The organism is Pseudomonas sp. Van50 (genome assembly GCF_055390755.1).
Genome location: NZ_AP024343.1, coordinates 4,615,770 through 4,630,618, shown reverse-complemented (window position 1 = coordinate 4,630,618; position 14,849 = coordinate 4,615,770). Strand labels below are relative to the sequence as shown.

Genomic DNA, 14,849 nt, shown 5'->3' with positions numbered 1-14,849 from the left:
CAGGACATCGTCAATAGATCGACGGCAGTTAACTGCCATTAGTGCCGGTCAAGGTCTCAACGAACGCCTGCCCGCTCATCGGTCGGCCAAATAGATAGCCTTGTAGAAAGTTCACCCCATGGGCGCTCAGGTAGTCGCTTTGTTCGACGGTTTCGACGCCCTCGGCAACCATATCCAGGCCCAACTTGCCCGACAGTTCGATGATGCTATCGAGGAGGTGGCGCGACAGGGCGTCGGCACCGATCATCGCGACAAAACTCTGGTCGATCTTCAGGAAGTCCACATTGAACTGGCGCAAATACGCCAGGCTGGAATGACCGGTGCCGAAATCGTCGAGGGCGATCTTGACACCCAAATCCCTCAGTTGGTCGAACAGTTGGCGGGTCACGGGGGTCGGTTCGATCAGCTCGCGCTCGGTCAACTCCAACACCAGGGTCATCGCACCCGGCGCGAAGGCATTGAGAAACTCGCGGCAATCGTCCACCAGCGCCAGATCCTGGCAGTGGCGCGCGGTGATGTTGATGCCGACATGAAACGGCGCTTCGAGGCGAGGCGCAAGCGGCGCTAGCAGGTGCATGGTTTGCTGCATCAGCGCGCGGGTCATCGGCACGATCACGCCACTGTGTTCGGCGAAGGGAATGAACAGATCCGGGCGGACCAGGCCTTCCTTGGGATGGTTCCAGCGCATCAGCACCTCGACGCCGGCCCAGCGTTTGCTGTCGCTGTGCACGACCGGTTGCAGGTAGGGCACGAACTCGCCGGCTTCCAGCGCCCGTTGCAATTCACGGCTGGGAGACGAGGCGCGCTGTTGCAGCCAGTGTCCGAGCGTCCCGGCCACAACGCCGAAGAAGATCAGCAAGCTGAACAGCGGCGGATATTCCCTGGCCATGTAGCGCCAGGTTTCACCCTCGTCGAATCCGGCTTCTACATTGAAGGCGTAGCGCGCTGAACCCAGTTCGGTCTGGGCCACCGGCGACCCGGGCAAGGGGGCTGGCTGGACCTTGCCGTCCGCCGCCAGCCAATTCGGCCCGACTTGCAACCGCAGCCGGGTCTGGCGGCCGATCAGGCGCAGGACGTTGGCCAGGTGATACCCGTCAAGGGTGGCCAAGGCGCCTTGCCGGCCTTCATTGAGCCGGTAGATCAGCAACGCGGTGTCCGGCGTCACCGGGTTGCCGTCCAGGAGCCACAGCGTGCCCTGGTGATAGTCGCTCGGGTTGACGCGTTCCTCGAACGCCCCGAACAGCGAGCTGCAATAGAGGTTGTTGTCCCAGATCAGGTTGGTCGAGCGGACAAAGGGCCGGCGCGTCACTTGCTCGCGCAAGGCCAGCTTTACCGCTTCGCAGGGCTGGCCGGCCAGGGGCAATAGTTCACGGGCCGCCAACGCGGTGTTGTCGAGCATCAGTTCGATCTGCCTGACCGACTCCTCGGCGGTCTGCCGGGTGTGTTGCGCCAGCGTCCGTTCGGCTTGCATGTACAAAATGACCAGCCCCGACAGGATCGGCACCAGGCCGCAAAGCAGGGTGATCAGATAGCGCCGGGGCCGGGTGTGCGAGCGGGTGGCGGTCAAGGGCATCGGCACAACCTGAGAATAAAAGGATGAGGGGGAATCGTCGGATGCCGTCCATGATAGATGGCTTGCCGAGAGCTTGCTGACCGCAGCGTGACTGTGGGAGCGAAGTCTGTGGGAGCAAGGCTTGCCCGCGATGAACGATCATGCGGTCTGGAGAACCGAGGTGTCTTCATCGCGAGCAAGCTTTGCTCCCACAGGTTCAATGCCAGGCTCCCCCCAGGTTTGATGCCGGGCTCATGACTGTCGGGCCAGTTCGATGAACGCCAGGGTGGCGGGCGAGGCCTGGCGGCTGTCCAATACCGCCAGGCCGATCTGGCGCGGCACCCGCGGCGACAAGGGCCGGGCGACGTAACCGGGATTTCCCTCGTCCGGCAATGACCCTTCGGACACCACGCTCACCGCCTCGCCACGCCTGACGACATCCAGGGTGCTGAGCAACTGCGAACAACGAAAGCGCACGTTCGGTGTCAGCCGGGCGGCATTGAACAGGCGCGTGACCAGCTCCGACGATCCCGCCTCGGTGTGCACGAAGGGGTCGTTGCACAGGTCCTTGAGGCTCAGGCTGGCCTGGGCGGCGAGGGGATGTGAGGCGGGCAGCAGGGCGACCATCTGATCTTCCAGCAACGCGAACGTATCGAAACGCTCCTCGGGCAGCACCACGAAACCGACGTCGATCCGCCGTTCGTCCAGCCATTGGATGATCTGCCTGTCGGGCCCTTCGTCGATGTGCACTTCGATCCCGGGATGCAAGGCTCGATAGCGCCGCAGGATTCCGGGCAACAGTTTCATCGATGACGTCGGCCCGAACGAGCCGATGCGCAAGGTGCCTCGGCGCATGCCCCGGGCATCGGCGGCTTCCTGACGCAAGGTGTTGGCCAGCCCGAGCATGGCCCTGGCTCGCAGCAAAAGCTGCTGGCCAATGTCGCTGAGTTCCACCACCGACTGATGGCGCCTGAGCAACTCCACGCCCAACTCTTGTTCCAGGGATTTGATGGCGTGGGACACCGCGGACTGGCCAATGCCCAAGCGCGTGGCCGCGGCGGTGAAACCCCGCAGCTCGGCGACCAGGGAGAAGATTTCGAGTTGAGTGAGGGTCATGAGTGATCGCTCATTTTACGATGACAATGCATGAGCCAGATAATGAGGTATCTGACTTGAATCAGGAAGCAGCACAACACCTGTAGCGAGGTCGCAACCTGTGGGAGCAAAGCTTGCTCGCGATGAACGATGACTCGGTTTGCCTGCTGAGTCGCGCCGCCTTCATCGCGAGCAAGCTTTGCTCCCACAATTAATCCCCCCGCCACAGGTTTGCGTTGTTCTCATTAGCGTGCGGTGGTGAAACCATGAAAACCCTCGAACAAACCGTCCCGATCCCGTCGGACCTGCCGGTCTACCTGAAGCTCGCCATGGTCACCATGATCTGGGGCGGGACCTTCGTGGCCGGCCGGATCCTTGCCGATGCCCTGGCACCGATGTTTGCCGCCAGCCTGCGGTTCCTGCTGGCGAGTCTCGCGCTGCTGGCGTTTCTCGCCCTGGCCGGGATCCCGCTGGCCAGGCCCACTGTGAAGCAGGGGCTGCAATTGGCGGCGCTGGGGTTCTTCGGCATCTTTTTCTACAACCTGTGCTTCTTCTATGGCTTGCAGTACATCAATGCATCGCGGGCTTCGCTGATCGTGGCCTTGAACCCGGCGGTGATCGGGCTGGCGTCCTGGTGGCTGTTCAAGGAGCGGCTGAGCCGCCTGAAAGTGACGGGCATCGTGCTGTGCATCGGCGGGGCGGGGTTGGTGATTGTCAGTCGTGATCCGTCCTTGCTACAAGGCGCGGCGCAAGGCTGGATCGGCGACCTGTTGATTTTTGGCTGCGTGCTGGGCTGGGGCATCTATTCGCTGTTTTCGAAAAAACTCAATGACAGCCTCGGCCCCTTGCAGACCGTGACCTGGTCGATTCTGCTGGGCACGCTGATGTTGTGGCTGACCTGCGCGGCGGCGGGCGAGGTTCGGTTCGATGCCCTGCGCGCGCTGGACATGGAGCAATGGCTGAGCCTGTTGTACCTCGGCGTGCTGGGCTCGGCCCTGGCCTATATCGCCTGGTATGACGGCATTCGCCGGATCGGCGCGACCCGCTCTGGCGTATTCATCGCGCTCAACCCCCTGACGGCGGTGCTGCTGGGGGCGCTGCTGCTGGACGAACGGCTCACGGCCTTGATGTGCGTCGGCGGGGGCGTGATCCTGGTGGGTATTTTCCTGTGCAACAAACCCCTTGCGCGGTCGAAGGAAAAGGCGATTTGATACAGAAGGCGGACAAATCCGGTTACGCTGTGTAGAATCGATTTACGCATATAAGAATAACGTCTTCTGGCAGCAGAAGCCTCGCCCGCAAGAGCCTTGGGTCGACAATGAAGATACTTGGGTTTCAACTGATCTACGGCGATTTCCTCGCCCGCAGCGTTCGTGGCATTTCCTGCGCGCCGCCCCGTGTCTCCAGCATTGCCTGCAACTAACGTTTTTTGTTAATTGACCAGAATGATGAGGCGCCGACATGGCAGATCTATACGAAAACCCCATGGGCCTGATGGGCTTCGAATTCATTGAATTCGCATCCCCGACCCCCAACACCCTGGAGCCGATCTTCGAGATCATGGGCTTCACCAAGGTGGCCACCCACCGCTCCAAGGATGTGCACCTGTATCGCCAGGGCGCGATCAACCTGATTCTCAACAACGAACCCCACAGCGTGGCCTCGTACTTTGCCGCCGAGCACGGCCCGTCGGTGTGCGGCATGGCGTTCCGGGTCAAGGATTCGCAACTGGCCTACAAGCGCGCCCTGGAACTCGGCGCCCAGCCGATCCACATCGAGACCGGCCCAATGGAGCTGAACCTGCCGGCCATCAAGGGCATCGGCGGCGCGCCGCTGTACCTGATCGACCGTTTTGGCGAAGGCAGCTCGATCTATGACATCGATTTCGTGTTCCTCGAAGGTGTGGACCGCAACCCGGTGGGCGCGGGCCTGAAAATCATCGATCACCTGACCCACAACGTCTACCGCGGCCGCATGGCCTACTGGGCCGGCTTCTACGAGAAGTTGTTCAACTTCCGCGAGATCCGTTACTTCGACATCAAGGGCGAATACACCGGCCTGACCTCCAAGGCCATGACCGCCCCGGATGGCATGATCCGCATCCCGTTGAACGAAGAGTCGTCCAAGGGCGCCGGGCAAATCGAAGAGTTCCTGATGCAGTTCAACGGCGAAGGCATCCAGCACGTGGCCTTCCTCACCGATGACCTGATCAAGACCTGGGACCACTTGAAAAGCATCGGCATGCGCTTCATGACCGCGCCGCCGGACACCTACTACGAAATGCTCGAAGGCCGCCTGCCGAACCACGGCGAACCAGTGAATGAACTGCAATCGCGGGGCATTTTGCTCGATGGTGCTTCCGAACAGGGTGATAAGCGCCTGCTGCTGCAGATCTTCTCGGAAACCCTGATGGGGCCGGTATTCTTCGAATTCATCCAGCGCAAGGGCGACGACGGCTTTGGCGAAGGCAACTTCAAGGCGCTGTTCGAGTCCATCGAGCGTGACCAGGTGCGTCGTGGTGTGCTGGCGACCGAGTAACACCTGAGTGCAAAAAAAAGCCCGCCTGGCAGTGATGCCAGGCGGGCTTTTTATTGAATGACGCAGACCCCTGTGGGAGCGAGCTTGCTCGCGATAGCGGTGGGTCAGCTTGTATCAATATTGGCTGATCCGACGCCATCGCGAGCAAGCTCGCTCCCACAGGGGCTGATGTTGGCCTCAAGCCCTGCGCCGCTGCCGCACCAGGTGCTTGAAGCCTTCGAACACCAACACCGCCACGGCCATCCAGATGGGGATATAGGTCAGCCATTCACCGGCCTTGATGCTTTCGCCCAACAGCAGCGCAACGCCCAGCAGCAAGACTGGTTCGACGTAACTCAACAAGCCGAACAGGCTGAACGGCAGCAGCCGGCTGGCAACGATGTAGGACACCAGCGCGCTGACGCTGATCACCCCGAGCAACGGGATCAGCAGCGACAGCCGCGGGTATTGATCGAACACGTTGAAACCCTGTTCACCGCTTTGCACGAACCACAGCGCCACGGGCAGCATCAGGGTCATGTCCAGCCAGAGCCCGCCGAGGTTGTCGGTCTTGATGCGTTTGCGCAGGATGAAATAGATCGGGTAGCCGATCACCACCAGCAAGGTTGCCCAGGAAAAACCGCCCACCCGGTACAACTCGTTGAACACGCCAAGGGTGGCGAAGAACACGGCGACTTTCTGCAGGTAGGACAGGCGCTCGCCATAGACGATGCGCCCGGTCAGGACCATCGACAGCGGCAACAGGAAGTACCCCAGCGACACGTCCAGGCTGTAGCCATTGAGCGGCGCCCACATGAACAGCCACAGCTGCGCACCCATCAGCACCGAAGAGACGATTGCCGCGATCAATAGCCGTGGCGTGGCAACCAGGCGTTGGATCAGCGCCGTGACCAGGTGCCAGTCCCGCGTCACCAGCAGGAAGGCGGTCATGCATGGCATCGTCAGCAGCATGCGCCAACCGAAGATCTCCACGCCGCTCAGGGGTGAGAGCAATGAGGTGTAGTAGTACATGACGGCGAACAGCGCAGAGGCCGAGACCGATAGAGCGATGCCTTTGGACACGGTGATTCTCTTGAGGGCGATCAATCAACCCAAACTGTTGGCTGGCAAGGTTATCCAGGGGAGCAAGTGTGTGGGAGCAAGGCTTGCCCGCGATGGCCGCGCTGCGGTTGAACGGTTGAACCGCGTTATCGTTCATCGCGGGCAAGCCTTGCTCCCACGGGCACTCGCCCCGGCACGAAATGACTCACATCATTGAACCCCGGCGTCGACGCATGCCCCGGTGTCACCAGCGAATCGATGAAGGCTTCATCTTCCGCGCTGATCTTCACTGCCTGTGCCTTGGTGTACGAATCCCACTGCTCCTCGGTGCGCGGCCCGACGATGGCCGAAGTCACGGCGCTGTTGTTCAGCACCCAGGCGATGGCGAACTCGACGATACCCACGCCCCGGCCCTGGGTGTATTGCAGGATCTGCTGGGCAATGCGCAGGGACTCGACCCGCCATTCGGTTTCCAGGATGCGTTTGTCCTGGCGGCCGGCACGGCTGTTGGCGTCCGGTGCCACATCCGGCGCGTACTTGCCGCTGAGCACGCCGCGGGCCAGCGGGCTGAACGGCACCACGCCGAGGCCATAGTTCTGCGCGGCGGTGATCTGCTCGGTTTCCGCCTGGCGGTTGACGATGTTGTACAGCGGTTGGCTGATCACCGGTCGGTCGATGCCCAGGCTGTCGGCGATCCGGATCACTTCGGCGATGCGCCAGCCACGGTAGTTCGACAGGCCCCAATAGCGGATCTTGCCCTGGCGAATCAAGTCGCCGATGGCCGACACGGTGACGTGCAGCGGGGTGTTGTGGTCTTCGCGGTGCAGGTAATAGATGTCCAGGTAATCGGTGCCCAGGCGCGTCAGGCTGGCCTCGATGCCATTGAACAGGTGCTTGCGGCTCAGGCCGCTGCGGTTGGGCACGCCGTCCGGCGGGCCGAAGCCGACCTTGGTGGCCAGCACCCATTCGTGGCGGTGACGGGCGATCGCCTCGCCGACGATTTCCTCGGAGCGACCGTTGGTGTAGACGTCCGCGGTGTCGATGAAATTGATGCCCTGGTCCCAGGCCTTGTCGATGATCCGCAGCGAATCCTCGGTGCTGGTCTGTTCGCCGAACATCATCGTGCCCAGGGTCAACGTCGAGACTTGCAACCCGGAATGGCCTAGCGTGCGGTAGCTCATGACAAGATCCTTTCATCCATGGGAAAGGCTCAATCAAACCCCAGAACCACCGCACGGATCAAACAGAATTCTCAAACACTCCAAATCAACTGTGGGAGCGAGCTCGCTCGCGATGGCGGTCGAACAGTCAACATCAATGCCGACTGATCCGGCGCTATCGCGAGCAAGCTCGCTCCCACAGGGAAAAAAGGGCGTCAGGTGCGCAGGGTGCGGGTCATGCGCAGTGCCATCAGGCTGCCACACACGATCACCCCGGCGAGCAGGTACAGCGCCGCGTCGGTCGAGCCGGTGGTGTCCTTGACCCAACCCACCAGATACGGGCTGAGGAAACCGGCCATCTGGCCCATGGAATTGATCAAGGCCAAGCCACCGGCGGCGGCTCCGGCGCTGAGCAGGGCGGTGGGCACTGGCCAGAACATCGGCAGGCCGGTGAGGGCACCCATGGTGGCGATGGACAGGCCGATGATGGCGATGGCCGGGGTGGTGGCGAAGTTGACGGCGATCAGCAGCCCGACCGCACCCATCAGCATCGGCACCACCAAGTGCCAGCGACGCTCCTTGTGCAAGTCCGCCGAGCGGCCCACCAGCAACATGAACACCGCTGCCAGCAGGTAAGGAATCGCACTCAGCCAGCCAATCACCAGGTTATCGCTGAAACCCAGGTTCTTGATGATCGACGGCAGCCAGAAGTTGATCGCATAGACGCCGCTCTGGATGCAGAAGTACACCAGGCCGAAGGCCCAGATCGCCGGGTTCTTGAACACCGCGAGCAACGAGTCGGTGGTGCTTTTTGGCTTGTTGGCCAGGTCTTCGGCATGGTCGGCGGTGAGCACCGCGCGTTCCTCGGCGGTCAGCCATTTGGCGTTGGCGAAGGTGTCGCTGAGCAGGAAGAACGCCAGAGCGCCGAGGATCACCGTCGGGATGCCTTGCAGCAGGAACATCCACTGCCAACCCGCCAGGCCGCCCTGGCCCGCGGCGAAGTGGTTGAGGATCCACCCGGAAAACGGGCTGCCCAGCAGGCCGGACACCGGGATGGCCGACATGAACAAGGCCATGATCCGACCGCGGCGGAACGTCGGGAACCATTGCGAGAGGTACAGCACCACGCCAGGAAAGAACCCGGCTTCAGCGGCGCCGGTAAACAGCCGCAAGGTATAGAACTCGGTGGGGGTGGTGACGAACAGCAGGCAGGTCGACAGCGTGCCCCAGGTGATCATCATCAATGCGATCCAGCGCCGAGGGCCGAACCGGGTCAGGGCCAGGTTGCTCGGCACGCCACACAGCACGTAGCCGATGAAGAAGATCCCGGCACCGAGGCCGTACACGGTTTCGCTGAATTTCAAGGCGTCGAGCATCTGCAACTTGGCGAAGCCAACGTTGACCCGGTCGAGGTAGTTGAACAGGTAGCAGATGAAAATGAACGGGATCAAGCGCAGGGTGATGCGCTTGTAGACGGTATTTTTTTCGTCGGGGGTAGCCAGGAGGGCCGTTGCGCTCTGGGACATGGCGGGTCTCTCTTTATTATGATTTTTGCGAGCCAAGGGGTAACGTTGACCGCCCCTTGAGTCTCGGCCAGCCCAAGGGCCCGTGTCTTTGTGCCTGGGCACAGGGTTTGGAGGCAGACCCTGTGCGCCTGACCAAACCCATGCCTGAAACAACAATCCACGCCGCCTGCAAGGAACACCGCCCATGTTCGAACTCGATCACGACCTGGCGCAGGACATCGTCGACCGGGCGATGGCGATCCTGCCGTACAACGTCAATGTCATGGACAATCAGGGGCTGATTCTCGGCAGCGGCGAGCGCGAGCGGGTCAATACGCGCCATGAGGGCGCGCAACTGGTCCTGGCCAATGGCCGGGTGGTGGAAATCGACGAGCACACCGCGATGCACCTCAAGGGCGTGCAGCCGGGGATCAACTTGCCGCTGATGCTCGATCAACGGCTGATCGGCGTCCTGGGCATCACCGGCGAGCCGGCGCAACTGCGTACCTATGCCGAACTGGTGCGCATGACCGCTGAAATGCTGGTGGGCCAGCGCAACCAACAGGCCGAGCAGCAATGGCGCCGCCAGCGTTGCGATGACTTGTTGGCGTTGCTGCTGGGGACGCCGGGGATTCGCCACGCTTACTGGACGAAGCGCGGCAGATGGGCCTCAAGCCGCAACTCTCACGGGTGCCGTATCTGTTCGAACTGGGCCTGGAGCACGGGCCCGGCCAGACTGTCGAGACGCTGAGCGCGTGGTTGATGTCGCGCTACCCGGACAGTTGGTGCCTGACGTCGTCCAAATCCTCCCTGCTCTGGTGCCGGCCGGTGACCGCCTCGGTGGAGAACGAACGGCTGTTGGCCAAGCTCGACGGGTTGGGCTGGAGCATTCTGCGCGTGGCGGTGGGTGGCCAGGCCGAAGGGCTCGCGGGCCTGCGTCGTTGCTACCGACGGGTCGGGGACCTGTTGGCCTACGGACGCGATGTGTTGCCGCAGTCACGCCTGCTGGCGCTTGCCCGTTATCGCCTGCCGGTGATGCTCTGGCGCCATCGCAGCGACGATGCCCTGGATGAATTGCTGAGCCCTTTGCGCAAGGTCATCGCCAAGGACAGCAACGGCCAGTTGCTCGCCACCTTGCGCAGTTGGTGCGAGCACGACGGCCAGAGCCAAGCCTGCGCCGAAGCCCTGGGCATCCACCGCAACAGCCTGCGCTACCGCATGGAACGCATCGCCGAACTCAGCGGCGTGGATCCGTTGCGACTGGACGGGATGCTGGCATTGTACCTGGGGGTGCAACTGTTGCCCCAGACCGAAAGCACACCGCTGTAACCCTGTGGGAGCGAGCTTGCTCGCGATGACGGTGGCACATCCAATACCTATGCAAGCTGACACACCGCTATCGCGAGCAAGCTCGCTCCCACAGTTTGATCTGCGGCCCTACTTCCGTGGGAGCGAGCCTGCTCGCGATGAGGCCGGCAGCTTCAACCTGAATCTTCCTGGAAAACCGGTATTTGTGAAATTGAACAATAATGCGCGGTGTCTTTTGTGCGGTGGACCGGCGTCAGGCCTGCGGTCAACTGGCAGCATGCTGTGCATCGGAACCGGAGAATAATATGAAAATAATCATCGCCCCCGACTCGTTCAAGGACAGCCTCAGCGCCCAGGGCGTCGCCGATGCCATCGCCCAGGGGCTGGCCCAGGTCTGGCCGGATGCGCAGTTGATCAAGTGCCCGATGGCCGACGGCGGGGAGGGGACGGTGGAGTCGGTGCTGGCAGCCTGCAACGGTCAGTGGCGCCACACCCGGGTTCGTGGTCCGTTGGGTGTCGTCGTCGAGGCCCGCTGGGGCTGGTTGGCCGAGAGCCGCACCGCGATCATCGAGATGGCCGAGGCCAGTGGTTTGCAATTGGTAGCGCCGGGGCAGCGCGATGCCTGTGCCAGCAGCACCTACGGCACCGGCGAGCTGATTCGCGCGGCCCTCGATGAAGGCGCCGAACGGGTGATCCTGGCGATTGGCGGCAGTGCCACCAACGACGCCGGCGCCGGTGCGCTGCAGGCCTTGGGCGTGGCATTGCTGGATGACCAGGGCCAACCCCTTCCTCCCGGCGGACTGGCTTTGGCGAACCTGGCGCGCATCGACCTGAGCGAACTTGACCCCCGCCTGGCCCACGTCAGTTTCGAGATCGCCGCCGACGTCGATAACCCGCTGTGCGGACCCCATGGCGCATCCGCCGTCTTCGGTCCGCAGAAGGGCGCCTCGGCCTCTCAAGTGCAGGCACTGGACCGGGCCCTGGGGCATTTCGCCGAACAGTGCGCCCAGGCATTGAACAAGGATGTGCGCGACGAACCGGGCAGCGGTGCCGCTGGCGGCCTGGGTTTCGCGGCCAAGGCTTTTTTGGGGGCGCAGTTCCGGACCGGCGTGGACGTCGTCGCCCAATTGACCGGGCTGGCCGATGCGATCGAGGGCGCCGACCTGGTGATCACCGGCGAAGGCCGTTTCGACGCCCAGACCCTGCGCGGCAAGACCCCCTTCGGCGTGGCCCGCATCGCCCGCCAGCAGGGCGTACCGGTGCTGGTCATCGCCGGTACGCTGGGGGAGGGCTACCAGGCGCTGTATGAACACGGCATCGACGCCGCCTTCGCCCTGGCCAGCGGGCCGATGACCCTGCAAGAAGCCTGCGTCGACGCGCCGCGCCTGCTGAGCGAGCGCGCCCAGGACATCGCCCGGTTGTGGCGGGTGGCGCGCCGATAAAGCGGTCGCGCATTACACCTGGCGAGGGAGCAAGCTCCTTCGCCACAGAAGCCTCGTGAAATATTTTTTTACATCCCCCTGCAAAAAGCCTGGAGCCTGGCCGATAACGACCTCAGGCGTACCCACAATTATTCCAACCCGTACGCTGGCGGCATGGATGCTCGACCCCATCACAACGAGGTCTTCCCATGTCTCTACGCAGCTTGAATATCGCTCCCCGGGCTTTTCTGGGCTTCACCGTCATCGCGTTGCTCGTCGTTGTCCTCGGCGTATTCGCCGCCAATCGCATGTCAGTCATCCGCCAGGCTTCGCTGGACATGGAGCAGACCCAAGTGCCCAGCGTCGGCTACCTGGCCAATGTGCTGGAAAGCGTGTTGCGCATGCGCATTCTTTCGTTCCGGATCCTGGTCAACCGCGACCCGGCCAGTCTGGCAGAGGCCGAGGGCCGCATCGGTGTGCTGGTGGAAAAACTGAACAAGGCCAATAGCAGCTACGCCGCGTTGCCGGCCTCGCCGCAAGAGGCTGAGCTGTACAAAGTCTTTTCGGCGACCCTCGACAAATATCTGCAAGCCCAGAAAGAAATGCTCGAGTTGTCGCGCCAGAACAAGGCTGACGAACTGCGTACCCACATCAATACGCGGATCAAGGAAGGCACCGACCTGATGGGCGAGCAGCTCAATAAGCTCATTGCCCTCAACATAGCTAGTGCCGGTGAGGCATCGGCCCTGGCCGGCGAGCATTACAACAGCGCCATCACCGGCATTATCGTCGTCTCGCTCATTGCCGCGCTGGCCACGGTCGTGTTGGCCTTGCTGCTGACCCGCAGCATCGTCGCGCCACTCAACCGGGCCTTGGAGGCCGCCCGGATCATTGCCAGCGGCAACCTGGTCCAGGTCATAGCGGTTGATGGCAAGGATGAACCCGGTCGCTTGCTCCAGGCCTTGGCCGCGATGCAGGGCAGCCTGCGCCAGACCATCGAGCAGATCGCCGGCTCCGCCAGCCAATTGGGCGCGGCGGCCGAAGAGCTGAGCGCGGTCACCCAGGAATCCTCCCGCGGCCTGCAACAGCAACACAATGAAATCGAGCAGGCCGCCACTGCCGTCAATGAGATGACCGCCGCCGTCGAGGAGGTCGCCCGCAACGCGGTGTCCACTTCCGAAGCTTCGAACCAGTCGACCCAGGCTGCCCAGGAAGGGCGCTCGCGGGTGGTGGAAACCGTCGATGCGATCCAGACCATGACCCACGACGTGCAAGCCACCGCTTCGATGATCGAAGGCCTGGCGGTCCAGGGCCGGGACATTGGCAAGGTGCTGGACGTGATCCGCGCCATCGCCGAACAGACCAACCTGCTGGCGCTCAACGCGGCCATCGAAGCCGCCCGTGCCGGGGAAGCCGGACGCGGTTTCGCAGTGGTAGCCGATGAAGTCCGGGCCCTGGCCCATCGCACTGCCCAATCGACCCAGGAAATCGAAAAAATGGTCGCCGGCATCCAGAACGGTACCGGCCAGGCCGTGCAATCGATGCAGCAGAGCAACCAGCGCACCCAAAGCACTCTGGAGATGGCCCGGGCCGCTGGCGTGGCCCTGGAGCAGATCACCCAGTCGATCCACCAGATCAACGAACGCAACCTGGTCATTGCCAGCGCCTCGGAAGAACAGGCCCAGGTCTCCCGCGAAGTGGACCGCAACCTGGTGAACATCCGCGACCTGGCTACGCAATCGGCCAGCGGCGCGAAACAGACCAGCGACGCCACTCATGAACTGTCGCGCCTGGCGGTGGGTTTGAATGCGATGGTGGCGCGGTTTGTGATTTGAGATAGGGTTGAGGCTGGACATCGCGCAACCAGGAGACGTACATGCGCTTTTCAGCCTTGACCCAACGCATCACCGGCGACGGCGCCGCTGCCTGGGATATTCACGACCGGGCGCTGGCCATGCGCGAACAGGGCATGGACGTGTTGCTGTTGTCGGTGGGCGACCCGGATTTTGACACGCCACGGGCCATCGTCGATGCGGCGGTGGGCAGCCTGCGGGCTGGCGACACTCATTATTCGGACATCCGCGGCCTGCACACCCTGCGTTCCAGCATTGCCCGGCGTCACCGCCTGCGCCGCGGCCAAGGCGTAGGCGCCGAACATGTGGTTGTGCTGCCGGGGGCGCAATGCGCGGTGTACGCGGTCGCGCAATGCCTGCTCAACGCAGGCGACGAAGTCATCGTCGCAGAGCCGATGTATGTCACCTACGAAGCGGTGTTCGGTGCCTGCGGGGCAAAAGTGGTGCCGGTGGCGGTCCGCCCGGAGAATGGTTTTCGGGTCGAACCGGCGGACGTTGCCCGCCTGATTACCCCGCGTACCCGGGCGATGCTGCTCAACAGCCCGAACAACCCGTCCGGCGCCAGCCTGCCGATGTCCACCTGGCAAGCCTTGGCACGGTTGTGCATCGAACATGACCTGTGGCTGATCAGTGACGAGGTCTACAGCGACCTGATCTACGAAGGCGAACACATCAGCCCGGCCAGCCTGCCGGGCATGGCCGAGCGCACCGCGACGATCAACAGCCTGTCCAAATCCCACGCCATGACCGGCTGGCGCATCGGTTGGGTCATCGGGCCGCAGGCGTTGGCCGGGCACTTGGCGAACCTGTCGCTGTGCATGCTGTTCGGCTTGCCGGATTTCGTGCAACGCGCCGCCCAAGTCGCGCTGGAGCAGGCTCTGCCTGAGGTGGCGCAGATGCACGAGGAATATCGCCAGCGCCGCGACCTGGTCTGCGCCATGCTCGATGACTGCCCGGGCCTCAAGCCGGTGCGGCCCGATGGCGGGATGTTCGTGATGGTCGATGTGCGCCAGACCGGCCTCGACGCCCAGGCATTTGCCGAGCGGCTGTTGGATGGGTATGGCGTGTCGGTACTGGCTGGCGAGGCGTTCGGGCCGAGTGCGGCGGGGCATATTCGGATCGGGTTGGTGGTCGATCAGGTGAAACTGGCGGAGGCGTGTAGGCGGATTGCCTCGTGTGCCGGTCAGTCTTTGCAAATGCGCTGAAGTTTCACAGCGCTCAACACGCGCATTCTTAGCGTAATCAAAAAGTGTCCCTGATCCAGAAAGGGTGATGTTCGCGTGCAAGGCGCTTTCATTTACCGAGCTTGGATCTTGCCGTTCGCTGCTTGCCAGGGCGACGAACGGTATCCGCACCTGTCAACTCTGACAGTATTC

The 14,849-nt window shown here is 62.7% G+C and carries 10 protein-coding genes and 2 pseudogenes; 7 read left to right on the top strand and 5 right to left on the bottom strand.

The window, feature by feature from the left end:
• Window positions 1-28 precede the first annotated feature (28 nt).
• Both ACZ5M5_RS19410 and ACZ5M5_RS19405 read right to left on the bottom strand, forming a co-directional pair.
• Window positions 29-1,573, bottom strand: a complete 1,545-nt coding sequence (locus tag ACZ5M5_RS19410) for an EAL domain-containing protein (RefSeq protein ID WP_464737837.1) — start codon at window positions 1,571-1,573, stop codon at window positions 29-31.
• Between the two features lie 231 nt (window positions 1,574-1,804).
• Window positions 1,805-2,668: a LysR family transcriptional regulator gene (locus ACZ5M5_RS19405; protein WP_060741675.1), complete on the bottom strand. Its 864-nt coding sequence runs from the start codon at window positions 2,666-2,668 to the stop codon at window positions 1,805-1,807.
• Between the two features lie 245 nt (window positions 2,669-2,913).
• On the opposite strand from ACZ5M5_RS19405, the gene ACZ5M5_RS19400 reads away from it, so the two are divergent.
• Both ACZ5M5_RS19400 and hppD read left to right on the top strand, forming a co-directional pair.
• Window positions 2,914-3,858, top strand: coding sequence for a DMT family transporter (locus ACZ5M5_RS19400; protein ID WP_464737836.1), 945 nt, complete (start codon window positions 2,914-2,916; stop codon window positions 3,856-3,858).
• Window positions 3,859-4,108: 250 nt separating this feature from the next.
• Window positions 4,109-5,185, top strand: a complete 1,077-nt coding sequence (hppD, locus tag ACZ5M5_RS19395) for a 4-hydroxyphenylpyruvate dioxygenase (protein ID WP_060741677.1) — start codon at window positions 4,109-4,111, stop codon at window positions 5,183-5,185.
• 177 nt (window positions 5,186-5,362) lie between these two features.
• Here hppD and rarD read toward each other — a convergent pair whose 3' ends face one another.
• The 3 genes from rarD to ACZ5M5_RS19380 all read right to left on the bottom strand — a co-directional run bounded on the left by rarD (window position 5,363) and on the right by ACZ5M5_RS19380 (window position 8,912).
• Window positions 5,363-6,247: an EamA family transporter RarD gene (gene rarD, locus ACZ5M5_RS19390; RefSeq protein WP_060743174.1), complete on the bottom strand. Its 885-nt coding sequence runs from the start codon at window positions 6,245-6,247 to the stop codon at window positions 5,363-5,365.
• 125 nt (window positions 6,248-6,372) lie between these two features.
• The gene (locus tag ACZ5M5_RS19385) at window positions 6,373-7,407 is read right to left on the bottom strand and encodes an aldo/keto reductase (protein ID WP_060741678.1); all 1,035 of its coding nucleotides are present in this window, start codon (window positions 7,405-7,407) and stop codon (window positions 6,373-6,375) included.
• A gap of 194 nt (window positions 7,408-7,601) precedes the next feature.
• Window positions 7,602-8,912, bottom strand: coding sequence for an MFS transporter (locus ACZ5M5_RS19380; RefSeq protein ID WP_464737835.1), 1,311 nt, complete (start codon window positions 8,910-8,912; stop codon window positions 7,602-7,604).
• A 184-nt stretch (window positions 8,913-9,096) separates the two neighbouring features.
• Here ACZ5M5_RS19380 and ACZ5M5_RS19375 point away from each other — a divergent pair.
• From ACZ5M5_RS19375 to ACZ5M5_RS19355, 5 genes and pseudogenes are all read left to right on the top strand, one after another.
• Window positions 9,097-10,220: pseudogene (locus tag ACZ5M5_RS19375) on the top strand (sugar diacid recognition domain-containing protein).
• Window positions 10,221-10,504: 284 nt separating this feature from the next.
• Window positions 10,505-11,641, top strand: a complete 1,137-nt coding sequence (locus ACZ5M5_RS19370; protein WP_060741681.1) for a glycerate kinase — start codon at window positions 10,505-10,507, stop codon at window positions 11,639-11,641.
• A 188-nt stretch (window positions 11,642-11,829) separates the two neighbouring features.
• Window positions 11,830-12,600: pseudogene (locus ACZ5M5_RS19365) on the top strand (MCP four helix bundle domain-containing protein); the annotation flags it as partial.
• Window positions 12,592-13,455, top strand: a complete 864-nt coding sequence (locus ACZ5M5_RS19360; RefSeq protein WP_371919228.1) for a methyl-accepting chemotaxis protein — start codon at window positions 12,592-12,594, stop codon at window positions 13,453-13,455. The pseudogene ACZ5M5_RS19365 and the gene ACZ5M5_RS19360, both read left to right, overlap by 9 nt.
• A 41-nt stretch (window positions 13,456-13,496) precedes the next feature.
• Entirely contained in the window at window positions 13,497-14,678 is a 1,182-nt protein-coding gene (locus tag ACZ5M5_RS19355) for a pyridoxal phosphate-dependent aminotransferase (protein ID WP_464737834.1), read from the top strand.
• Window positions 14,679-14,849: the final 171 nt, after the last annotated feature.

Bases quoted from the DNA above. Each gene is read 5' to 3' on its own strand.
- ACZ5M5_RS19360 (WP_371919228.1), top strand. From the start codon at position 12,592: ATGCAGGGCAGCCTGCGCCAGACCATCGAGCAGATCGCCGGCTCCGCC.
- ACZ5M5_RS19380 (WP_464737835.1), bottom strand. From the start codon at position 8,912: ATGTCCCAGAGCGCAACGGCCCTCCTGGCTACCCCCGACGAAAAAAAT.
- ACZ5M5_RS19355 (WP_464737834.1), top strand. From the start codon at position 13,497: ATGCGCTTTTCAGCCTTGACCCAACGCATCACCGGCGACGGCGCCGCT.
- ACZ5M5_RS19385 (WP_060741678.1), bottom strand. From the start codon at position 7,407: ATGAGCTACCGCACGCTAGGCCATTCCGGGTTGCAAGTCTCGACGTTG.
- ACZ5M5_RS19400 (WP_464737836.1), top strand. From the start codon at position 2,914: ATGAAAACCCTCGAACAAACCGTCCCGATCCCGTCGGACCTGCCGGTC.
- ACZ5M5_RS19405 (WP_060741675.1), bottom strand. From the start codon at position 2,668: ATGACCCTCACTCAACTCGAAATCTTCTCCCTGGTCGCCGAGCTGCGG.
- hppD (WP_060741677.1), top strand. From the start codon at position 4,109: ATGGCAGATCTATACGAAAACCCCATGGGCCTGATGGGCTTCGAATTC.
- ACZ5M5_RS19370 (WP_060741681.1), top strand. From the start codon at position 10,505: ATGAAAATAATCATCGCCCCCGACTCGTTCAAGGACAGCCTCAGCGCC.
- ACZ5M5_RS19410 (WP_464737837.1), bottom strand. From the start codon at position 1,573: ATGCCCTTGACCGCCACCCGCTCGCACACCCGGCCCCGGCGCTATCTG.